The 22,003-nt window shown below is 34.8% G+C and carries 19 protein-coding genes and 2 tRNA genes; 14 read left to right on the forward strand and 7 right to left on the reverse strand.

The features are described from left to right. Positions 1 to 16 precede the first annotated feature (16 nt). On the reverse strand, positions 17 to 658 hold the full coding sequence (gene pyrE, locus BK054_RS09240; RefSeq protein ID WP_006257133.1) for an orotate phosphoribosyltransferase: 642 nt from the start codon (positions 656 to 658) through the stop codon (positions 17 to 19). 7 nt (positions 659 to 665) lie between these two features. On the opposite strand from pyrE, the gene BK054_RS09245 reads away from it, so the two are divergent. Continuing rightward, complete coding sequence (locus BK054_RS09245) at positions 666 to 1,274, forward strand: NUDIX hydrolase (RefSeq protein ID WP_006257132.1); 609 nt, start codon at positions 666 to 668, stop codon at positions 1,272 to 1,274. Between the two features lie 55 nt (positions 1,275 to 1,329). Here BK054_RS09245 and coaD read toward each other — a convergent pair whose 3' ends face one another. Continuing rightward, the gene (coaD, locus tag BK054_RS09250; protein WP_006260618.1) at positions 1,330 to 1,782 is read right to left on the reverse strand and encodes a pantetheine-phosphate adenylyltransferase; all 453 of its coding nucleotides are present in this window, start codon (positions 1,780 to 1,782) and stop codon (positions 1,330 to 1,332) included. 11 nt (positions 1,783 to 1,793) lie between these two features. Continuing rightward, positions 1,794 to 2,774 carry a D-alanine--D-alanine ligase gene (locus tag BK054_RS09255; RefSeq protein WP_006266420.1) on the reverse strand — a complete coding sequence of 327 codons (981 nt, stop codon included), beginning with the start codon at positions 2,772 to 2,774 and terminating at the stop codon, positions 1,794 to 1,796. 124 nt (positions 2,775 to 2,898) lie between these two features. Here BK054_RS09255 and BK054_RS09260 point away from each other — a divergent pair, with 124 nt between their 5' ends. The 6 genes from BK054_RS09260 to purB all read left to right on the forward strand — a co-directional run bounded on the left by BK054_RS09260 (position 2,899) and on the right by purB (position 11,022). Then, complete coding sequence (locus BK054_RS09260) at positions 2,899 to 3,534, forward strand: PASTA domain-containing protein (protein ID WP_006257129.1); 636 nt, start codon at positions 2,899 to 2,901, stop codon at positions 3,532 to 3,534. An 18-nt stretch (positions 3,535 to 3,552) separates the two neighbouring features. Beyond that, on the forward strand, positions 3,553 to 4,608 hold the full coding sequence (locus BK054_RS09265) for an RluA family pseudouridine synthase (RefSeq protein ID WP_071307224.1): 1,056 nt from the start codon (positions 3,553 to 3,555) through the stop codon (positions 4,606 to 4,608). Positions 4,609 to 4,784: 176 nt separating this feature from the next. Next, complete coding sequence (gene tilS, locus BK054_RS09270) at positions 4,785 to 6,104, forward strand: tRNA lysidine(34) synthetase TilS (RefSeq protein ID WP_006257127.1); 1,320 nt, start codon at positions 4,785 to 4,787, stop codon at positions 6,102 to 6,104. Continuing rightward, positions 6,101 to 8,086, forward strand: coding sequence for a protein-disulfide reductase DsbD family protein (locus BK054_RS09275; RefSeq protein ID WP_006257126.1), 1,986 nt, complete (start codon positions 6,101 to 6,103; stop codon positions 8,084 to 8,086). The genes tilS and BK054_RS09275 overlap by 4 nt, the downstream gene beginning before the upstream one ends. A 244-nt stretch (positions 8,087 to 8,330) precedes the next feature. Further along, on the forward strand, positions 8,331 to 9,176 hold the full coding sequence (locus tag BK054_RS09280; protein ID WP_006257125.1) for a DUF2911 domain-containing protein: 846 nt from the start codon (positions 8,331 to 8,333) through the stop codon (positions 9,174 to 9,176). Positions 9,177 to 9,669: 493 nt separating this feature from the next. Beyond that, positions 9,670 to 11,022, forward strand: a complete 1,353-nt coding sequence (gene purB, locus BK054_RS09285; RefSeq protein WP_006257124.1) for an adenylosuccinate lyase — start codon at positions 9,670 to 9,672, stop codon at positions 11,020 to 11,022. Between the two features lie 146 nt (positions 11,023 to 11,168). Here purB and lpdA read toward each other — a convergent pair whose 3' ends face one another. From lpdA to truA, 3 genes are all read right to left on the reverse strand, one after another. Continuing rightward, positions 11,169 to 12,560: a dihydrolipoyl dehydrogenase gene (lpdA, locus tag BK054_RS09290; RefSeq protein WP_006257123.1), complete on the reverse strand. Its 1,392-nt coding sequence runs from the start codon at positions 12,558 to 12,560 to the stop codon at positions 11,169 to 11,171. A 341-nt stretch (positions 12,561 to 12,901) separates the two neighbouring features. Next, on the reverse strand, positions 12,902 to 14,650 hold the full coding sequence (locus tag BK054_RS09295) for an ABC transporter ATP-binding protein (protein ID WP_006260627.1): 1,749 nt from the start codon (positions 14,648 to 14,650) through the stop codon (positions 12,902 to 12,904). Further along, positions 14,647 to 15,384 (reverse strand): tRNA pseudouridine(38-40) synthase TruA, encoded by a 738-nt coding sequence (truA, locus tag BK054_RS09300; protein ID WP_006257121.1) that lies wholly within the window; start codon positions 15,382 to 15,384, stop codon positions 14,647 to 14,649. Before truA ends, BK054_RS09295 begins: the two co-directional genes overlap by 4 nt. Positions 15,385 to 15,929: 545 nt before the next feature. Between truA and BK054_RS09305 the strand changes: the two genes are divergently transcribed. Together BK054_RS09305 and BK054_RS09310 are read left to right on the forward strand one after the other, a co-directional pair. Further along, a complete protein-coding gene (locus BK054_RS09305) occupies positions 15,930 to 17,198 on the forward strand; it encodes a M64 family metallopeptidase (RefSeq protein ID WP_006257119.1) in 1,269 nt (422 codons plus the stop codon). A 52-nt stretch (positions 17,199 to 17,250) separates the two neighbouring features. Then, the gene (locus tag BK054_RS09310) at positions 17,251 to 17,763 is read left to right on the forward strand and encodes a metallophosphoesterase family protein (RefSeq protein WP_006257118.1); all 513 of its coding nucleotides are present in this window, start codon (positions 17,251 to 17,253) and stop codon (positions 17,761 to 17,763) included. A 41-nt stretch (positions 17,764 to 17,804) separates the two neighbouring features. Here the strand turns inward: BK054_RS09310 and BK054_RS09315 are convergent, their stop codons facing one another. Continuing rightward, positions 17,805 to 18,221 carry a DUF4293 domain-containing protein gene (locus BK054_RS09315; RefSeq protein ID WP_006257117.1) on the reverse strand — a complete coding sequence of 139 codons (417 nt, stop codon included), beginning with the start codon at positions 18,219 to 18,221 and terminating at the stop codon, positions 17,805 to 17,807. A 189-nt stretch (positions 18,222 to 18,410) separates the two neighbouring features. Here BK054_RS09315 and rho point away from each other — a divergent pair, with 189 nt between their 5' ends. From rho to BK054_RS09340, 5 genes are all read left to right on the forward strand, one after another. Then, positions 18,411 to 20,321, forward strand: coding sequence for a transcription termination factor Rho (gene rho, locus BK054_RS09320; RefSeq protein WP_006257116.1), 1,911 nt, complete (start codon positions 18,411 to 18,413; stop codon positions 20,319 to 20,321). A gap of 261 nt (positions 20,322 to 20,582) precedes the next feature. Continuing rightward, entirely contained in the window at positions 20,583 to 20,912 is a 330-nt protein-coding gene (locus tag BK054_RS09325; RefSeq protein WP_006257115.1) for a hypothetical protein, read from the forward strand. Between the two features lie 286 nt (positions 20,913 to 21,198). Then, a tRNA-Arg gene (locus BK054_RS09330) sits at positions 21,199 to 21,272 on the forward strand. A 52-nt stretch (positions 21,273 to 21,324) separates the two neighbouring features. Further along, positions 21,325 to 21,398: transfer RNA gene (locus tag BK054_RS09335), tRNA-Arg, on the forward strand. Positions 21,399 to 21,470: 72 nt separating this feature from the next. Next, entirely contained in the window at positions 21,471 to 21,959 is a 489-nt protein-coding gene (locus tag BK054_RS09340) for a hypothetical protein (protein WP_006257114.1), read from the forward strand. The last annotated feature ends 44 nt before the right edge of the window (positions 21,960 to 22,003 follow it).

The raw sequence follows: 22,003 nt of genomic DNA on the forward strand, positions 1-22,003 counted from the left end.
AGTATTTAGGATATTATTATTGATTCCATTCAGCAGGGTTCTTTCTCCACTCTTGTAGTGTGTCTAGATCACTATCTGAAATATATTTTTGGTTTACTGCATTTTCTAATAAAGAAGAGTAGTTACTTAGTGTAGTTAGTTCTATTCCTGCATTTTTGAAGTTGTCTTCAGCTACTTGGAATTCATAAGTAAAGATAGCAGCCATACCTAGGATATTAGCTCCGTTCTCTTTTAGTGCGTCAACGGCTTGTAAGCTACTTTTACCAGTACTGATAAGATCTTCGATAACAATAACTGATTTACCAGCTTCTAATTGTCCTTCGATTTGATTTTGTCTTCCGTGTTTTTTAGGTTCAGGACGTACATATACAAAAGGCAGTTCTAAAGCTTCTGCTACTAGAAGGCCTATACCGATAGCTCCTGTAGCTACTCCTGCGATTACATCCGGTTTACCATATTTAGCTACAATGTTTTCAGCAAATTCTTTTTGTAAGAACTTTCTAATCTCTGGATAAGACAATGTGATACGGTTATCGCAATAAATAGGTGATTTCCATCCTGAAGCCCAAGTAAAAGGATTTTTAGGATTTAATTTAATTGCGTTAATTTGCAGAAGTGACTCGGCAGTTTTGTGTGCTGTTTCTTTATTAAAAATCATAATACAAATGTATAAAGTTTTTGTAAACGACAAACCATTGTTCTTAACAGATAAAATCGAGAAAGAAACCGATTTTCAACTGTTCTTATTAGATAGTGTCGATATTGACAAAATTATCATTAAATATTTTCAAAATAAAATTGAGAAGGCTTTTTTATATCATCCAGATGAAAAAGAGATCTTAAAGAAGATAAAAGAAAAGATACCAGTACAGAAAGCAGGAGGTGGAGTTGTGTTTAATCCAAAGGGAGAAATTCTTTTTATTCTTAGAGGTGGTAAGTGGGACTTACCTAAAGGAGGAATTGAGAAAGGAGAAGAAATGGAGGAAACAGCTATACGAGAGGTAGAGGAAGAAACAGGTGTGTCTAAACTTAAGATAGTGCGTAAATTGCCTAAAACGTATCATATCTTTAAAAGAAATGGTAAGTATAGATTGAAAATTACTACTTGGTATAAAATGACTTCTACTTTTGACGGACCATTAGTAGGTCAGATAGAAGAAGATATAGAACAAGTAGCTTGGTTAAATAAAGAACAAATCCGAGAGGCAATGAATAACTCTTATGAGAATATTAAGTTGCTTATAGATGAACTAGGAATATTAAAAGATGAATAATTTAAAAAGCCTATCTAAATCGATTTAGATAGGCTTTTTTAGATTCTATATTGGATTAGAATTTTACTGTAGGAGGAACTAGTTTAGAATAGTCTCCTTTATTACGGATAACATCTCTCACTATACTAGAGCTAATAAATGAAGTACTAGCAGCTGTTAGTAAAAAGACAGTTTCAATTTTTGTCAAGAAACGGTTTGTATGTGCAATTGCTTTTTCAAACTCGAAGTCAGCTGGGTTTCTTAGTCCTCTAAGAATGAACTGTGCTCCTACTTTAAAACAGAAATCAGTAGTTAATCCTTCGTAAGTAGCTACTTTAATTTTAGGCTCATCTTTAAATGTCTCTTCTATAAAGCGCTTTCTGTCTTCTAGTGAAAACATATATTTTTTATCTGAGTTTACTCCGATAGCAACAATAATCTCATCAAATAGAGGTAATGCTCTTTGGATAATATCATAGTGGCCATTTGTAATAGGGTCAAAAGAACCTGGTAAAACTGCTCTTCTCATGGTATCTAAAATTAATTTGCTTTCTGCAAAGCTAAAACAATTGCATTGTCAAACAAGTCAGCTAGGGCAATATTAGCCGCTTTTGCTTGTTGTGGTAGAATACTTTCGTTCGTTAAACCTGGTACAGTATTCATTTCTAATAAAAATGGAACTCCATCCACTATGATGAATTCACTGCGAGAGAAGCCTTGCATATTTAAAATTGTATAGACTCTACTAGCTATATCTGCTACTTTATCTTTAACTTTATCATCTATTCTAGCAGGAGTTATCTCTTGAGATTTACCTAAGTATTTTGCTTCGTAGTCAAAGAAATCGTTTTCAGAAACTATCTCTGTCATAGGTAGTACTTTTATCTCTCCTTGATAGTCAATAACCCCAACAGATACCTCAGTACCATTTAAAAAACTTTCGATTATAATCTCGTTATCTTCTTTATAAGCTACGTCTATGGCAGTAAGTAATTCTTCTGTAGTTTTTGCTTTAGATATACCAAAGCTAGAACCAGATCTATTTGGTTTCACAAAACAAGGCAATCCAACACGTTGAATAATTTCTTCAGTATTGATAACATCTCCTTCATTTAGATAATAAGAGATTGCTGTTTTAATACCAAAAGGTTTTAAGACAGAAAGCATATCTCTTTTATTCATCGTTAAAGCAGCTTGGTAATAGTCACATGAGGTATGAGGCATTCCGATAAGAGAAAAGTAAGCTTGCATTAAACCATCTTCTCCAGGAGTACCGTGTATAGCATTAAATACAACGTCAAAAGTGATTTTATTTCCTTTATAGTTTACTGAAAAGTCATTTTTATCAATAGGGAATTCATCATTGTTATCATCTACATATACCCATTTGTTTTCAAAAATATGTATAGGGTAAGGAATATATTTAGAGCGGTCTAGTGTTTCACATACTACTTTACCACTTGTCAATGAGATTTTGTATTCACTAGAATATCCCCCCATAATTACTGCTACGTGCTTCATATAGAGCTAAATTTTAATACATTAGTATGAATTACTAGTTTGTATTTGTTCAAAACAAATTTATAATAAAACATAGAAACAAAAAATGTTTTCGATTTTATATCTTTGCTCAAAATAAGTAGATATGAAATTAATGGATTTTCTAAAAAGTAGAGCCTTTTTTATTTCCTTAGCGAGTGCAGTCGTAATCGTTATACTAGGTGTGTTCTTAGCGCTTAAGTGGTTGGCACATACGACTAATCATGGAGAAAAGATAGAAGTACCAAGTTTAATTAAGTTAGATACTGATCAAGCGTTACAACTGTTGCAGAAGAATGAGTTGAACATGGTTGTATTAGATACACTTGATTATGATAAAGACTTTCCTCCGTTAAGTATTGTGGAGCAAGACCCTGCTCCGAAGACGGGTGTAAAAACGAATAGAAAGATATATGTGAAGATTAATGCATCGGGTTATGGTAATGTAAAATTGCCAAAGCTTGAAGAATTAACTTACCGTCAGGCCTTAGCGACTATTAAGTCATTAGGTTTAAAAGAAGGAACTATTACATACCAGACTTTCATTGGAAAGGATGTTGTGCTTAAAGTTTATCAAAAAGGTAAAGTCTTAAATGAAGGGGATAAAATAGCAAAAGACTCTAGAATTGACTTTGTTTTAGGAGATGGTAGAGCGGGTTACTCAGAAGAAGAGCTTGACGTAGCGCCAGCTATCGAAGATGCGAATGGCAATTCTAGTAATTCTAGTGAATTTGATTTTTAAAAGATTTAAATAAGATTAATGCAAGAAGATAATGTAGAAATGTTCGATGACTTAGAAGGTGAGTTATTTGAGCATTATAGATTTGAAGCAGGGAAAGGACAAGCTCCTTTAAGAGTGGATAAGTTTTTAATGAACTTAGTAGAGAATGCTACACGTAATAAAATACAACAAGCAGCTACTAATGGAAATATATTCGTGAATGATATACCTGTAAAATCAAATCACAAAGTAAAAGCTAATGATGTGGTGCGTGTGTTGATGAAACAACCACCATTCGAAAATATCATTATACCAGAGAATATTCCTCTTGATATAGTATATGAAGATGATTCATTATTAGTAGTGAATAAACCAGCAGGACTAGTAGTACACCCAGGACATGGTAACTATACAGGAACTCTAGTAAATGCTTTAGCATATCACTTTGAGAATTTACCCCTAAATAGTAGTGAAAGACCAGGATTAGTCCACCGTATTGATAAAGATACTAGTGGTCTGTTAGTAGTAGCAAAGACAGAATGGGCAATGACCGAACTGCAAAAGCAATTTGCAGAAAAGACATCTGAGCGTGAGTATGTCGCTATGGTATGGGGGAATGTAGAAGAAGATGAAGGTACGATAGAGAGCTATATCGGCCGTCACGTCAAAGATAGAATGCAGATGGCTGCCTTTGATGATGAGAGTATGGGGAAATGGGCTGTGACGCATTATAAAGTACTTGAGCGCTTAGGATATGTTACTTTAGTATCTTGTCGTCTAGAGACAGGTCGTACGCATCAGATACGTATTCACATGAAACATATTGGACATACGCTGTTTAACGATGAACGTTATGGAGGTAACTTAATTCTTAAGGGAACGACATTTACCAAATATAAACAGTTTGTAGATAATTGTTTTGCTGTTTTACCTAGACAAGCTCTACATGCTAAAACACTAGGATTTACACATCCTATAACTAAAGAAAGAATGAGGTTTGACTCTGAGATACCTACAGATATGGTAGAATGTATTGAAAAATGGAGAACATACGCACAAGCTTCTAATTTTGGAAATAAAGTAGATGGATTATAGTTAATTTAAGATATCAAAGCCTCATTGTTAGATGAGGCTTTTTTTATTTGCTTTATTTTATTTGCTATAAAATATCATTTAAAAAAGAAGGAAAAAGTCTTAATCTAGGTTAAAAAAACATAAATAAGGAGAAAGTAATTAAATTATTTTAGTTACTTTGTTGACTTTACTAGAAGATGTTTAATCAGTTTAAATTACATATAGAGAATAACTTCAGAGAGTTATTAGAAGAGCCATTATTACTTGCAGTAAGTGGAGGGATAGATAGTATCGTTTTAGTGCATTTATGTCATAAGTTAGGACTAGACATAACGATAGCACATTGTAACTTCCATTTAAGAGGAGAAGATAGTAATGGTGACCAAGAGTTTGTAGAACAATTAGGAGAGGAGTTAAGCATTCCAGTTTTTGTTGCAGAGTTTGATACAGTACAATATGCCACAGAGCACAAGGTGTCTATACAGATTGCAGCTAGAGAATTGCGATATGATTGGTTTAGAGAACTAGCTACACAACAGAAGAAGACCTATCTATTAACCGCTCATCACTTAGATGATTCTATGGAGACTTTCTTGATTAATTTATCTAGAGGTACGGGTATAGAAGGGTTATTAGGAATACCAGCTAGAAATGGCTACATCAGAAGACCAATATTGCCATTTACTAGAGAGGATATCGCTCATTATGCAGAAGAGAATCAGATTACTTGGAGAGAAGATATAACAAATAGTCAGACAAAATATTTGCGTAATAAAATTCGTAGGAATATATTGCCGCTTCTAAAAAAGACAAATGAACATTTTTGTCAGTCTTTTTTACAGACAATGGAGTATTTACAGCAGTCAGTAGATTTGAGTGAAGATGCTAGTAAATATTATTACAGTCAGGTAGTTACAGAACATGACGGTGAGGAGATAAGTATTAACTTAGAGCAGTTAAAAAGTCTTTCTTCACCTAAAGCATATTTGTATAAGTGGTTATCTCCTTTAGGATTTACGGCTTGGTCTGATATCGAAGATTTAATTAATGGAGCATCAGGTAAGATGATTTATTCGCCTACTCATGTACTGTTGAAGAATAGAGGAGAGTTTATAATAAAACCTCTTCCACAAGAAAAAGAGAATAAAGAACAAATATATTTATTAGAGAACAAACAAACATTAACCCAACCACTAACGATTAGTATAACACCTTATGAAGAAAAACAGTTAACAAGTGATGCTTCGACCATTTATGTAGATGGAGATTTATTGACTTTTCCATTGACTATACGTAAATATCGAAGTGGCGATAGATTTATCCCATTTGGGATGAAGGGAACAAAGAAAATGAGTAAGTTTTTTAAAGACGAGAAGTTTAGTCTATTTGATAAAGAGAATACTTGGCTTTTATGTTCAGAAAATAAGATTGTATGGGTTATCGGTAGTCGAATGGATGAACGATTTAAGATAAAAGATACAACAACAAACATTATTAAAATTCAAATTAATCTATGAGAAAATTAGCTTATTTGCTACTTTTTTTATTGTCATTTATATCAGTGCAGGCTCAGATTACTAATCCTGCTAAATGGCAATCTAAAATTGAGAAAAAGTCTGATACAGAATATACCATTACTTGGGATGCTGTAATAGAAAAGAACTGGCATTTATACTCCCAATATAACCCAGAAGGAGGTTCGCTGCCTTTAGAGTTTATTTATAATAATCAAGAGGGAAATTATACTTTAGAGGGTAAGGCAAAGGAGAGTGAAACAAAGACTTCATTTAATGATGTCTTTGGTGTGGATGAAATCTACTTCGTAGACTCTGCTAAACTAGTTCAAGACATTAAGATAACCAATCCTACTGTGGAAACTATCCAAGTAGAATTAGCTTATCAGGTATGTGATGAAATGTGTATTAGCCAGAGTAACTTATTTGTTTACGATTTAAAGACACTTGAAACCAAGGAAGTAAAGAACTTCGAAGATTTAGCAACTACTGCTGTAGATACTAAAAAGGATAGTGATACAACGGATACAACAGTAGCTACAACGGGGAATACTAAAGAAGAGAAAAAAGGTTTGTTTACTATTTTCTTCTTAGCCTTCTTATCAGGATTTGCAGCATTACTTACACCATGTGTATTCCCAATGATTCCAATGACAGTGAGTTTCTTTACTAAACAGTCTAAGACTAGAGCGAAGGGAATTAAGAATGCAATTATCTATGGATTATCTATCATCCTTATCTATGTAGTATTAGGAACGATAGTGACTGCAATATTTGGAGCAGATTCATTAAACGCACTTTCTACGAATGTGTATTTTAATATTATCTTCTTTTTATTGTTAGTGATATTCGCTACATCGTTCTTAGGAGCGTTCGAGATTATGTTACCTAACTCATGGGCTAATAAAGTAGATTCTCAAGCAGACAGAGGAGGTATCATAGGGATCTTATTTATGGCATTAGCACTTGCTATAGTATCATTCTCATGTACAGGGCCTATCGTAGGAACACTATTAGTAGAAGCAGCATCTAAAGGAGGTATAGCACCTATCGTAGGAATGTTAGGGTTCTCTCTAGCATTAGCATTACCATTTATGTTATTCGCTATGTTCCCAGGATGGTTAAACTCTATGCCACGTTCAGGAGGATGGTTAAATACTGTGAAAGTATCTTTAGGATTCTTAGAGTTAGCTTTAGCATTTAAATTCTTGTCTAATGCAGACCTTGTATTACAAGCACATTGGTTAGAAAGAGAAGTTTTCTTAGCGATCTGGATTGCTATCTTTGGAGCATGGGCATTATATTTATTAGGAAAGATCAGGTTACCTCATGATAGCCCCGCAGATAGTATATCAGTAGGAAGATTATTTATGGCTTTATTAGTATCTGTATTTACGATTTATATGATACCAGGACTATGGGGAGCACCACTTAAGATTATCTCAGGTTTCCCTCCACCGATGACGTATTCAGAAAGTCCTTATGGTGTTGGAGGAAAAGGTGGTAATGCGGGAGGAGTAGCTACTGCTATTCCAGACGGAGCTAAACTAGGAGCACATGATATTATTGCCTTTACAGATTATGAGAAAGGTATGGCTTATGCTAAGTCTGTAAACAAACCAGTCTTACTTGACTTCACAGGATTTGCATGTGTGAACTGCCGTAAAATGGAAGACTCTGTATGGTCTGAACCTAATGTGTTATCAATTTTAAAAGGTGAAATAGTTTTAATATCACTTTATGTTGATGATCCGACGAAGTTACCTGAGAACGAACAATATATTTCTGAAACTACAGGTAAGAAAATAAAAACAATTGGTAATAAATGGAGTGATTTCCAAATGAAACATTACCAAGCGAATGCACAGCCTTACTATATCGTATTAGATAAAGAAGGTAATCGCTTAAATGAAGCTGTTGGTTATATGCCAGACGCACCTGAGTATAAAGCTTGGTTAGAAAGCGGAATTAATAAAGTGAAATAAGTTTTTATAATTATAGTTAAAGAAGCCACGTGAGTTCACGTGGCTTTTTTTATGGTAGTGGTATAAAAAAACAAAGGTGTTTTGATTTAATTTTAAGAAGAAAGTTAATACATTTGATAACCTTCTGAAATAAGGAAACAAAACACAATATTTAATTTAAGTACCTTTTGTTAATCACTAATAGAGAATGTATTCTTCAGAATATTAGATGATTAATTAGAGCGTATAAAATAAGCTAAGAAAAATGAAAAGAAGTTTAGTTGCATTATCATTTGCATTGTTTGCACTGTGTACACAAGCACAAGTTCACACTCCACCTACAAGTACAAAAGCAGAATCACATCAAGTAGTAGGGCTTACGGATATCAAGATTGACTACTCAAGACCGAATATGAGAGGGCGTTTAGTATTTGGTGATTTAGTTCCTTATGGAAGAATGTGGAGAACAGGAGCGAATATGAATACGGTAGTTACTTTTGGTAATGATGTAGAGATAGGTGGTAAGAAATTAAAGAAAGGATCGTATGCATTATTTACTATTCCTAAAGTAGAAGAATGGGAAGTAATATTCTATGCAGATACGAATAACTGGGGATTACCAGAGAAATGGGATGAGAGTAAAGTAGCTTTATCGACTAAGGTTAAACCTATTGGTTCTGATCGCAAGTTTGAGACATTAACTGTAGCGGTGAATAACGTAAACATAGACTACGCAGACCTAGAGATTATGTGGGAGAAGACAGTTGTGCCTGTTCGTTTTAAAGTACCAACAGACCAATTGGCAATGCAGAGTATTGAGGAGACATTTGACGGTCCTACAATCGTTGATTATTACGGAGCGGCAGAATATTACTACCTAACGAATAAAGACCTTGTAAAAGCTCTAGATTGGGTAAATAAGGCTATTGAGAAATCAGGAGAGAAAATACCTTACTACTTTGTACGCTTAAAATCACAGATCCAAGCTAAAGGAGGTGATAAAATAGCTGCTGTAGAAACTGCCAAATGGGCATTAGAGTTAGCAGAGAAAGCGAATAATCTTGATTATATCAAGATTAATAAAGACGCTATCAGAGAGTGGAGCAAGTAATTTTAATTAAGAATTAAGAATTAAGAATTAAGAATTAAGAATTAAGAATTAAGAATTAAGAATTAAGAATTAAGAATTAAGAATTAAGATTGTACTTAAAAAGCTGATTTCTTAAAGCTTATAGCTGAATATATAAAGAAAAAGATAGTTCTAATGAGCTATCTTTTTTTGTTTCTATGAAGTTGTCTTTTGTGAAACCGTGAAGTTGTGAAACCGTGAAATTGTGAAGTTGTGAAACCGTGAAGTTGTGAAATTGTGAACTGTCAATTAACCATATCTCTAATTCCCATTACCCTATGCCGTAGGCAAACAACAAAAAAAACACCATCACAAAAAAACACCATCACAAAAAAACACCATCACAAAAAAACACCATCACAAAAAAACACCATCACAAAAAAACAAACCTACTATCAACTATCTTTTTTATTTAAGATACTTTGATTCTGTATCGAATGCTTTATCTTTGTGTCTTAACAACACAATCTAAAATATGCTAACAGAATTAAATGCTATTTCGCCTATCGATGGGCGTTATAGAGGTAAGACCAATGCACTAGCTAATTATTTCTCAGAAGAAGCATTAATCAAGTACAGAGTATTAGTAGAAGTAGAGTACTTTATTTCTCTATGTGAGCACAATGTCCCTCAATTAGCCAATGTCCCAAGTTCTATCTTTCCTGAATTGCGTAAACTGTATCAAGAGTTTACCACAGAAGATGCTTTGTGGATCAAGGAGATGGAGAAAACGACGAATCACGATGTGAAGGCAGTAGAGTACTTTCTGAAAAGCGCATTTGACATTTTAAAGTTAGAAGAGTATAAAGAGTTTATTCACTTTGGACTAACTTCTCAGGATATTAATAACACCTCTATACCTTTATTGACTAAAGAAGCATATGAGGATGTGTATAAACCATCTTTACTAACTGTTATCAATAGATTAAAAGAGTTGAGCATAGAGTGGAAGGATGTACCTATGTTAGCACGTACACATGGTCAGCCTGCTTCTCCTACACGTCTAGGTAAAGAGATTTACGTATTTGTGGAGCGTTTAGAACAGCAGTTAGCATTATTAGAGCAAGTACCTTTTGCTGCTAAATTCGGTGGTGCTACAGGTAACTTTAATGCCCACCATGTAGCTTACCCAAAACAAGATTGGAAACAGTTTGGAACTGACTTCGTAGAATTGACTTTAGGGCTTAAGCATTCTTTCCCGACTACACAGATAGAGCACTATGATCACTTCGCAGCATTCTTCGATGGATTAAAACGTATAAACACGATACTGATAGACTTAGATAGAGATATCTGGACGTATGTATCGATGGATTACTTTAAACAGAAGATTAAGGCAGGAGAGATAGGTTCTTCGGCTATGCCTCATAAAGTGAATCCTATTGACTTCGAAAATTCAGAAGGAAACTTAGGTATTGCTAATGCGATCTTTGAACATTTAGCTGCTAAGTTACCGATATCACGTCTTCAACGTGACTTGACAGACAGTACAGTGTTGCGTAATATAGGAGTGCCTTTTGGACATACGCTTATTGCATTTGAGTCTACATTAAAAGGATTGAATAAGTTATTGCTGAATGCAGATAAGTTTGCTCAAGACTTAGAGAATAACTGGGCTGTAGTAGCAGAAGCTATTCAGACTATCCTAAGAAGAGAAGGATACCCTAATCCGTATGAAGCATTAAAAGATTTGACTAGAACGAATACAGTGATTAATAAAGAATCAATGCATAATTTCATCGAGACATTAAATGTATCTGATGCGATTAAAACTGAACTTAAAGCAATCACACCAGCTAATTATTTAGGAGTAGATATTCTATCATAAGAATTTACTATAAAATGAATAAGCGAGTCTTTCGAAAGAAGGACTCGCTTTTTTATTTCATGGTTAGAACACTGTTTCTAGAATAGATAAATAAAAAACGGGCTACCTTAAGGCAGCCCGTTTCTATATATTGAATAATCTAATTCTTATAAGTGGATTACTTCACCGTAAGCATCAGCTACAGCTTCCATCACAGCCTCACTCATAGTAGGGTGTGGGTGCACAGCTTTAAGGATTTCGTATCCAGTAGTTTCTAATTTACGAGCAACTACAGCCTCAGCGATCATATCTGTAACACCAGCTCCGATCATGTGACATCCTAACCACTCACCATATTTAGCATCAAAGATAACTTTAACGAATCCATCAGGAGTACCAGCAGCTTTTGCTTTTCCAGATGCAGAGAATGGGAATTTACCTACTTTAAGTTCATAACCGGCCTCTTTCGCTTTAGCCTCAGTCATACCTACAGAAGCAATCTCTGGAGTAGCATAAGTACATCCTGGGATATTTCCGTAATCTAATGGCTCTACATGGTGTCCAGCGATTTTCTCAACACATAAGATACCTTCAGCAGAAGCTACGTGAGCTAACGCTTGTCCAGGTACTACGTCACCGATAGCATAGTATCCAGGTACGTTAGTTTGGTAGAAATCGTTTACTAAGATTTTATCTCTATCTGTAGCGATACCTACTTCTTCTAATCCGATGTTCTCGATATTCGTTTTGATACCTACAGCAGATAATAAGATATCAGCTTCTAATACCTCTTCACCTTTAGCTGTTTTTACATATGCTTTTACTCCTTCACCTGTAGTGTCGATACGCTCTACAGAAGAATTAGTCATAATGTTGATACCATTTTTCTTTAAAGAACGCTCAAATTGTTTTGAGATATCTTCATCCTCTACAGGAACGATATTTGGCATAAACTCAACAATAGTTACATCAGTTCCCATTGATTTATAGAAGTAAGCGAACTCAACTCCAATAGCTCCAGAACCAACAACAATCATTTTCTTAGGTTGTTGAGGTAATGTTAATGCTTGTCTGTATCCGATTACTTTTTTACCATCTTGAGGTAAGTTAGGTAACTCTCTAGAACGAGCACCTGTAGCGATGATAATATGGTCAGCAGATAGTTCAGTTACTTTTCCATCTTTGTCAGTAACGTCTACTTTCTTACCTGGTTTTACTTTTCCGAATCCGTCGATAACTTCGATCTTATTCTTTTTCATTAAGAATTGAACTCCTTTGCTCATTCCTTCAGCTACGTTACGAGAACGTGCGATAACAGCATTGAAATCTTTATCTACATCACCATTGATAGTCAATCCGTAGTCAGAAGCGTGTTTAAGGTACTCAAACACCTGTGCCGATTTAAGAAGAGCTTTCGTTGGGATACATCCCCAGTTTAAGCAGATACCTCCTAAATTTTCTTTTTCAACAACTGCAACTTTAAAACCTAACTGAGAAGCTCTAATCGCAGTAACGTAACCTCCAGGGCCACTTCCTAAAACAATAATATCGAATTTCATATATCTATATATTTCTATATTTTATGCTACGAAAATAATCATTTATTTCTGTTATTGAAACTTTCAATACGAAAAGTTGATAGGCTGTAACTAAGGTAATTGCAAGGAGTGTGGCTTATTTGGCTATTAAGACGTGACAATTATTATCAAAAAGGCAATATTGTTGATAATCTTTTAAAAAACTAGGAGAGAATAGCGTACTAAAAAATATTGAAATTTTAGAACAAAAGTATTTCTACTCTTCGGAAGTTTTCGTCTAATTCATTTTGGGTAGAGAAACCATTGTTATAATGAACAATAAAAAAGCGATAGATGTGGATCTATCGCTTCTGTATATTGAGCTATATTTGTTTGTTAAACTGTGACTCGTGTAGGTTTTTATAGTATCCGTTTTGGATTTCTAATAGGTCTTTATGAGTTCCTTTTTCTACTATTTTACCTTTATCCATTACGATAATTTGATCAGCGTTTACTATCGTTGCTAATCGGTGTGCTATAATGATAGACGTTCTATCTTTAGTTAGATAGTCAGTCGCTTTCTGTAGTAATTCTTCTGAATGTGTATCGATAGAAGAGGTAGCTTCATCTAGTATCAGAATACTAGGATTACTAACATACGCACGTAAGAAAGCGATCAACTGACGCTGTCCAGATGATAGCATGACACCGCGTTCCTTCACATTATAATCATATCCACCAGGGAGTTGTAAGATGAAGTCGTGTATCCCTATTTTCTTAGCAGCTTCGATGACAGTCTCTCTTGTGATACTCTCATCATGTAGCGTGATATTATTGTATATTGTGTCACTAAATAAGAATACATCCTGAAGTACCACTGCTACTTGTTTGCGCAGTGTAGCTAGTTTATATTCATTGATATTGACACCATCGATACAGATCGTACCACTGTCTATATCGTAGAATCTATTTAATAGATTGATGATAGTAGACTTACCTGCACCAGAACTTCCCACGATCGCAATGGTGCTACCAGCAGCTATATCTAGGTTAATCCCTTTTAGTACTTCTGTTCCTTCGATATAACTAAAGCGAACAGCTTTTAGTTCTATTTTACCATTAAACTGTGGGGCAGTGACTGTACCGCTATCGTCTATCTGTTCTTCTGTTTCTAATACTTCGAATACACGCTCTGCTGCGATAATCCCCATTTGCATGACATTGAACTTATCAGCTATCTGTCTCAATGGGTTAAATAGCATGGTGATCAACATCGTATAGGCGAATAAATCTCCGAAAGAAGTAAGGTTGTCTCCTTGTACGATAGACATCCCTCCATACCAAATCACAAAACCAAGAGTAAGAGAAGATACGATATCCGCTATCGGAAAGAAGATAGAGTTATACAGAATATTCTTTAGCCAAGCCACATTGTGTTTATGGTTAATCTCTTTGAATTTTTCGTATTCTATTTCTTCTCTCGTAAAGAGTTGTACGATCTTCATTCCCGTTAATCGCTCTTGTACGAATGTATTTAGATTAGATATCTGTGTACGTACTTCTTGGAATGCAGTTTTCATGTGTCGTTGGAACTCTCGAGTAGCATATAATAGAATAGGCATAGCTATCAATACGATACAGCTCAATTTCCAGTTCATATAGAACATGATACACAGTACCACGAACATCTTTAGTAAGTCACTGACGATCATAAAGAGTCCTTGACTGAAGATACTAGCGATAGATTCTATATCAGATACTGCACGTGTCACTAATTTTCCTACGGGTTCGTTATCGAAATAACGCATTCTGAAGTTGATGATTTTATCAAATAGTTTCTCTCGAATGTCTTTTACGATATCCTGTCCTAACCAGTTCGCCCAATAGGTAAAGAAGAATTGTGAAGATACTTCTAGTACGAGTACTAATCCCATCAGTAGGATATAGAGTAGCAACCCAGATTGATCTTGTTTCTGTACGTATTCATCTACAGTTATCTTTAGCATATACGGACGTATGGCAGCGAATATAGAAAGGGAAATCGCAAATACAACTACCCAATTAAATCGTTTTTGATACGGCTTAGTATATTGTAATAATTTCTGTAGAGATAATGATTTTAGTTTTTTCATAAATAAGGGTAACTAACTTGAGTTAAATAAAGACCTTTTCCAGGTACAGAAAAGCCAGCTTTGCCTCTGTCTTTACTTTCTATTATCGTTCTGAAGTCATCTAGTGTTATTTTTTCATGCCCTACATTGACTAAAGTACCCACTATCGCTCTGACCATATTGCGCAGGAAGCGATTCGCAGAGATGGTGAATACTAGTCTGTTATCAGGTAGAATATCCCAATGTGCTTTATAAATAGTACAATTGAAGGTGAATACATCTGTATGTGTCTTAGAGAAACATTCGAAGTCTTCATACTCAAATAAGATTTGAGCAGCTTGATTCATTAATTCTACATTCAGCGGTCTAAAGTGGTAGTAGCTACCCGCATTACAAAACGCATCTTTATACTGATGAATGTGATACTCGTAGGTACGTGCTGTCGCATCAAAGCGTGCGTGGGCATCATCTGCTACCGTATGTATATTATAAATAACAATGTCTTCAGGTAAAAAAGAATTCATTCGTTGTACTAAAGAATCTTTGTCAAAAGGTAACTCGTGATCAAAGTGTGCATACATCTGTTTAGCATGTACTCCAGCATCTGTTCTACCTGCTCCCACTAGCTCTATAGGGATGCGTAGTAGAGTAGAGATAGCTTTAGTCAGTACTTCCTGTACTGATATAGCATCAGGTTGTAATTGCCATCCGTGATAATGTGTTCCGTTATATGCGAATTCTAAAAAGTATCTCAATGTAATTCTCTTTGTTTTGTAAAACGCAAATATACTTTAAAATCGGGACTAGGTAGTTGATGTTATTATAAAATTAGGAACTCATTTTTTGAATAGAAGAACAAATAACTAAGAAATGAAAGGGCTAGACGGATTACTATTCGTATTTAGTAAGAAGGCGGATTTTAATTTATTTAGGGCTGTATTGCTAGAATAGTGATCGTGGTTTGATGCCATAGTGGTCGCATAGTTTTAGCCCTTTTTTATGCGACCACTATGCGATCACTATCCGACCACTATGCGACCACCTCAAAAAACATCCCTTTTTCGACCTGTTATAATTATGTACTTAATATGTATAACTCTAGTGTGAACGGTGGATTAGGGAGATGGCTCTGATAAGTTTGCGTTGGTTATATTAGAAAAACTAGTTCTAAAGAGAGATCAATTAAATCGATCTGAAGTAAACAACGTTAAAAGCAAGAGATAGTTTAGAAATATGTTTATTTTTACGACTTGACTTGTTGTGACAAGTAACTAACCCAATTAACCTAACTATATTAATAATGAAAAAACTACTAGTATTACTGGGCTTGTGTATAGGCTCTTATGTACAGGCACAGGATTTTAATCAATATTTTGAAGACAAAACATTGCGTCTAGATTATGTATTCGGAGGAAATAACGAGAGACAATTTATCTTATTAGATGAATTAATTTCTTTGCCTTCATGGGCTGGGCGTACACATAACTTAGGAGAGAATGCCTTAAAAGGAAATGGACAAGTACGTGTATACGATGAGCAAACAAATACATTAATCTATACTAATAGCTTCAGTACACTATTCCAAGAGTGGTTATCTACAGAGGAAGCGCAGAAGAATACCAAGAGCTTTGAGAATGTATTCTTAGTACCGTTTCCGAAAGATAATGTGCGTATAGAATTAATCCTATTCGATGCTGATGGAAAAGAAAAAGATAAATTAGTACATCATGTAGATCCTAAAGATATATTAATCCATACTAAGGGAACTAAGGATGTGACTAAACATGAGTATGTACATAAAGCGAAAGACAATGCTAAGGCTATCAATGTAGTATTCGTTGCAGAAGGATTTAAGGAAGAAGAAATGGGGAAATTTATGGATGCTGTAAAGGTGTCTATAGAACAATTATTAGCACATAAGCCTTTCGATAAATTTGCTGATAATTTTAATTTTATTGCTGTAAAGAGTGCTTCTAAAGACTCAGGGGTAAGTGTCCCAAGACAAGGAGATTGGAAAAAGACAGCTGTAGAGTCTAATTTTGATACTTTTTATTCGGAGCGTTATTTGACTACGAACAGAATTAAGAAATTACACGATGTACTAGCAGGTATTCCTTATGAACACATTATCATTCTTGCGAATACAGATGTGTATGGAGGAGGAGGAATCTATAATTCTTATACATTGACGACTACAGGACATAAGGACTTTAAGCCTGTGGTAGTACATGAGTTTGGGCATAGCTTTGCAGGATTAGCAGATGAGTATTTTTACCCTAATGATGTGTTGAGTGATTTAATTTCTAATCAGACAGAACCTTGGGAGCAGAATATAACTACATTAGTAGACTTCGATAGCAAGTGGAAAAAAATGCTTAAAAAGGGAACTCCAGTACCTACATTAGAAAAAGACAGTAAAAAATACCCACTAGGAGTATATGAAGGACTAGAAGGACGCAAGGTGTATAAAGGTACGTTAGACTGTAGAATGAAAACGAATCAGTATCCAGAGTTCTGTCCAGTTTGTCAGAATGCAATAGAAGAATTAATTTTGTTTTATACAGAGTAATCATAGTATAGCCTCTCACTAAGAGAGGCTATCTTATTATAAATAGATAAAGGTGAAAAAAATATTATTATTATCGGATACACACGGCACTATAGATGAGTCTATCCTGAAGTATGTCAGACAGGCAGATGAGGTGTGGCATGCAGGAGATATAGGAGACTTAGTAGTGACTGATACCATAAAGGCGCTAAAACCACTTAGATGTGTATGGGGAAATATAGATGGTAAAGAGGCTCGACTAGAATTTTCTGAAGAGTTATTCTTTGAGTGTGAAGGGATGAAGGTCTATATGATCCATATAGGTGGATATCCAGGGAAATATAGAGCTAATGTAAGAGAGCGAATCAAGCAAGAGAAGCCTGCTATCTATATCTGTGGGCACTCACATATACTGAAGGTACAGTATGATCAGATGATGGGAGTACTACATCTAAATCCTGGTGCAGCTGGTATAAGTGGTTTTCATCAGGTGCGTACGATGTTGCGCTTTGTGATAGATAACGGAGCGATAAAGGATATGGAAATTATCGAATGGCCTAAAAACAAAAAAGCCGAACTCATATAGGTTCGGCTTTTTTAACGCACTAATAAACTAAGATGTTAGGTTTATCGTAAACGATCCACAGATTTTACGAGATCTTCATCCTTCTTAATGGCTCTGTTCGCTAAGACAAGGAACAGGATAGAAATAATAGGGAGGAACATCCCAATACCTTTCTCAGAAATAGCTTCCGCAGTTTCTCCAGATACTGTTAGCGCACGATATACAAATAATCCTAATAGTATAAAGTTTGATATTATATTCAATCTATTAATTACAAACTGTCTCTTTCTATTTTTATACCCCATAATAGCTACTACTGTAAGAGCAGTAGATAATCCGAATAGGATAGTAGATGAAGGCATCATCATGAAATAGATAGGTTCATTCGCACCATTTGTCCATAATGGGATGAAAAAAGGTAACACTCCCATAATGATAAAGACAAGAATCAAATAAACAGTCTGTATTCTCTGTAACATAATTGTAAAAATGTATGAAGTACAAAAATAGTGTTTCTTTTTTATAAAAACCTATTGTTTATAAAATTTTATTCGTAATATTGCATCAGTACTGTCGTAAGTTCTTCATAATACGGCAATTCTATTTTAAATTTCCATTCTTATTTAAAATTACACAACTCAATATTTTTATAATCTATAAACATTTATATGTTTGAAATTTCCGAACTAAAAAAAATGAAGGTCGCAGATCTTCAGGAGATTGCTAAAAAAGCAAAAATTGCTAAGGTGGCTTCTTTGAAAAAAGACGAACTTATAGGGCAGATATTAGAACATCAACAAGCGACAAATGCAGAGGAGAAAAAAGCACCTGTAAAAGCTAAACCTGTGGATAAAGCTCCTTTAGAGGAAAAGAAGGCTCCTGCAGTAGCTAAAAAAGTAGCTGTGGATAAGGCTAACAATGATGTAAAAACAGATAAAACAGTTAAACAAAATACAACTCCTACTACTGAGAAATCAAGAAGACCGAGACTAGGTAAATCTAATGAGGATGAGGGTAAGGTAGAGAGTAAAGTGGAGCAGGCTTCTCGTGTATTAGCAGATAATACACAACGCAAAACAACTCACCAGAGAAATGAAGAAGCTCCTGCGAAACAAGAACAAAAGAAAGAAACCGTAAGTGAATCAACTGCTGAAGAAAAAGGAGGTTCTACAAACGAAAATAGAAGGGATTTCAAAAAGAGACAACCTGATAATAATAGACGTGATGGGCAAAAACGTGATTTCAAATCTCGTCAGCAACAATCACAACCTAAGAATAATGCTTCTACTGAAGTAACTAATGTTGCAGCAACAGATAGAGAGCCTGTAGCGAAAGAGGAAATATCTACTGTAGATAATACTGCTCCTCAACAGTCTGAAAACGACAATCAAAAAAGAAATAACAATCAACAGAATAGAAATAATAACAACAAAAAGAATAATTTCAGAGAACCTGATTATGAATTTGATGGTATTATAGAGAGTGAAGGGGTATTAGAAATGATGCCTGATGGATATGGATTCTTGCGTTCTGCGGATTACAACTATTTATCTTCTCCAGACGATATTTATTTATCTCAGTCACAGATTAGATTATTCGGTCTGAAAACTGGTGATACTGTAAAAGGAGTGGTGCGCCCTCCGAAAGAAGGAGAGAAGTTCTTCCCATTAGTAAAGGTGTTGAAAATTAATGGTCACGATCCTCAGTCTGTTCGAGATAGAGTATCTTTTGAGCATTTGACTCCTTTATTCCCGAATGAGAAGTTTAATCTAGATGCGAAGAGTAGTACTATTTCTACTCGTCTAATGGATATGTTTGCTCCTATCGGTAAAGGGCAACGTGGTATGATCGTAGCTCAACCAAAGACAGGTAAAACTGTTCTTTTAAAAGAGGTAGCGAATGCTATTGCAGCTAATCACCCTGAGGCATACTTAATCGTGTTACTTATAGATGAGCGCCCTGAAGAGGTGACAGATATGCAGCGTAGTGTGAATGCTGAGGTAATTGCTTCTACATTCGACGAACCAGCTGAGAGACATGTGAAGGTAGCTAATATCGTATTAGAGAAAGCAAAGAGATTAGTAGAGTGTGGTCATGATGTAGTAATCTTATTAGACTCTATCACGCGTTTAGCAAGAGCTTATAATACCGTACAGCCAGCATCTGGAAAGGTATTAAGTGGAGGGGTAGATGCTAATGCATTACAAAAACCAAAACGATTCTTCGGAGCGGCTCGTAATATAGAAAATGGTGGATCTCTTAGTATCATCGCTACAGCGTTAGTAGATACGGGGTCTAAAATGGATGAAGTGATTTTCGAAGAATTTAAAGGTACTGGTAATATGGAGTTACAGTTAGATCGTAAGTTGGCAAATAAACGTATTTTCCCTGCGATAGACATTACTTCATCTAGTACACGTAGAGACGATTTATTATTAAACGAATGGGAGCTTAAGCGTGCTCTTATGGTTAGAAGATATATAGATGATATGAACTCTGTGGAGGCGATGACATCTATCATTGACAATGTGAAAAATACTACGAATAATGACGAGGTATTAAAAACATTAAGCAAGTAAAAATAACCTGTATGTATATTGAAAAAGAGGACATTTATAATTTATAAATGTTCTCTTTTTTTTATAAATAGTTTCTTAATTGTTATATAAATGCGTAATTTTCAATACTAAATGTTTTGAGAATAAAACAAAAGTTGTTTCTTTGACTCAGTTTTAATGACAGAAGAAATGACGATATAAAGAGAAGATAGTAGTAGAATGCTGTATCGGTTTTTATCTAGTTGTTTTTTGTCAGAGTATAGGGTGTAAAAGAAGAAGATTATGTATGAACTAACAATATTTATAGTAGTAGCTATACTAGCCTATTTTATCGTTAGAAGGTTTTTCTCTATTAAGCGTTTTAATACCAAGGAAGAATATCTTCAGTATAAACGGGAACAAGAGGAATTGTTGAGAGAGGAAGAAGAGGAATGGGACGATGATTTAATCGATAAAAAGAGTTTTGACTTCTTATTTATAGGAGTTGTAGCAACTGTGTTATTTTTGGTCTGTGGTCTTTTTACAGGTAATCCATTCTATTTTGTTTTGATGATTTTCGTTATTACAGCGATATTATTCTTGCACTATTTTCCCTCTAAAGGAGATTTTTAAAGTTTTTGTTGTCACTAATACTGTCTGTGGTGTTAGATATAGACTCACTTTTGACGCGTTTTTCTCTTATAGATTCAAATAAATATTACCTGAGAAATGAAAGAAGCTAATGTTTTAGTAGAAAAGGTCAAATAAAAGAGATGTTAAAATTACTTTTTTTTAGATCATTAAACGATTAATAGTAAGAAAGTTAAAAAATAGAGGTAAAAATTAATTGATATTTTTTGATTGCTGAGTTTGTATTTACGGAATATCGTCCTATATTTGCACTCGCAATTAAGCAATAGGCCACGTGGCGCAACTGAATAGCGCATCTGATTACGGCTCAGAAGGTTGCAGGTTTGAATCCTGCCGTGGTCACTAAAGTCTTGATTCAAATCAAGACTGTGATAGAAATAAATAAAAGAATAATGGCCGCGTGGCGCAACTGAATAGCGCATCTGATTACGGCTCAGAAGGTTGCAGGTTTGAATCCTGCCGCGGTCACTAAAAGCTTCTCATTCGAGAAGCTTTTTTTATTTATATGTATTTTTGTAGAAGAATCTTTACTATAATGCGATGGCTAAGAAAGAAAACTATTTTAGATATTGGTGGAAGTCAAGTAATGAACATGGGGTGCATTCTCCATTTATATTTAATTTATTGACTAAAGGATTATATCCTAAAGATAGCAGATGGAGAGGGATGGCAAAGAAAGATGTTTTTATACTACGCATGCTAAATTACTATCAGCCTCAGTCTCTCGCCGTACATGGGACACTCTCTGTGGAGGTGGCTTGTGTTAAATCATTAAAAGAATCTTCTGATGCAGTAGATATGATCTATATGTCTAGTGTGAACGATATTGCTATAACTGATGTATGTACTCGTATGCATAATGATAGCGTCCTTGTGATTGATAGAAGAGAAGGGCGAGAAGAGATAGAGGCTTTCTGGGAGCAGATCGTGTTAGATGAGCGCTTCAGTGCTACGATCGATTTCTATTATTACGGTGTAGCATTTATTAGATCAGAACAATTAAAACAACATTTTATTCTACGTATGTAATTTGTTCTGTTAGATAGTTAGTAAGTAGATGTATTATTTCTAGT

Origin of the sequence: Myroides sp. ZB35 (genome assembly GCF_001865835.1) — a bacterium.
Classification (GTDB): Bacteria; Bacteroidota; Bacteroidia; order Flavobacteriales; family Flavobacteriaceae; genus Flavobacterium; species Flavobacterium odoratimimum.

Bases quoted from the DNA above. Each gene is read 5' to 3' on its own strand.
- BK054_RS09245 (WP_006257132.1), top strand. From the start codon at position 666: ATGTATAAAGTTTTTGTAAACGACAAACCATTGTTCTTAACAGATAAA.
- BK054_RS09295 (WP_006260627.1), bottom strand. From the start codon at position 14,650: ATGAAAAAACTAAAATCATTATCTCTACAGAAATTATTACAATATACT.
- lpdA (WP_006257123.1), bottom strand. From the start codon at position 12,560: ATGAAATTCGATATTATTGTTTTAGGAAGTGGCCCTGGAGGTTACGTT.
- rho (WP_006257116.1), top strand. From the start codon at position 18,411: ATGTTTGAAATTTCCGAACTAAAAAAAATGAAGGTCGCAGATCTTCAG.
- BK054_RS09260 (WP_006257129.1), top strand. From the start codon at position 2,899: ATGAAATTAATGGATTTTCTAAAAAGTAGAGCCTTTTTTATTTCCTTA.
- BK054_RS09265 (WP_071307224.1), top strand. From the start codon at position 3,553: ATGCAAGAAGATAATGTAGAAATGTTCGATGACTTAGAAGGTGAGTTA.
- coaD (WP_006260618.1), bottom strand. From the start codon at position 1,782: ATGAGAAGAGCAGTTTTACCAGGTTCTTTTGACCCTATTACAAATGGC.
- BK054_RS09305 (WP_006257119.1), top strand. From the start codon at position 15,930: ATGAAAAAACTACTAGTATTACTGGGCTTGTGTATAGGCTCTTATGTA.
- BK054_RS09340 (WP_006257114.1), top strand. From the start codon at position 21,471: ATGGCTAAGAAAGAAAACTATTTTAGATATTGGTGGAAGTCAAGTAAT.
- purB (WP_006257124.1), top strand. From the start codon at position 9,670: ATGCTAACAGAATTAAATGCTATTTCGCCTATCGATGGGCGTTATAGA.
- tilS (WP_006257127.1), top strand. From the start codon at position 4,785: ATGTTTAATCAGTTTAAATTACATATAGAGAATAACTTCAGAGAGTTA.
- BK054_RS09315 (WP_006257117.1), bottom strand. From the start codon at position 18,221: ATGTTACAGAGAATACAGACTGTTTATTTGATTCTTGTCTTTATCATT.
- BK054_RS09325 (WP_006257115.1), top strand. From the start codon at position 20,583: ATGTATGAACTAACAATATTTATAGTAGTAGCTATACTAGCCTATTTT.
- pyrE (WP_006257133.1), bottom strand. From the start codon at position 658: ATGATTTTTAATAAAGAAACAGCACACAAAACTGCCGAGTCACTTCTG.
- BK054_RS09275 (WP_006257126.1), top strand. From the start codon at position 6,101: ATGAGAAAATTAGCTTATTTGCTACTTTTTTTATTGTCATTTATATCA.
- BK054_RS09280 (WP_006257125.1), top strand. From the start codon at position 8,331: ATGAAAAGAAGTTTAGTTGCATTATCATTTGCATTGTTTGCACTGTGT.
- BK054_RS09255 (WP_006266420.1), bottom strand. From the start codon at position 2,774: ATGAAGCACGTAGCAGTAATTATGGGGGGATATTCTAGTGAATACAAA.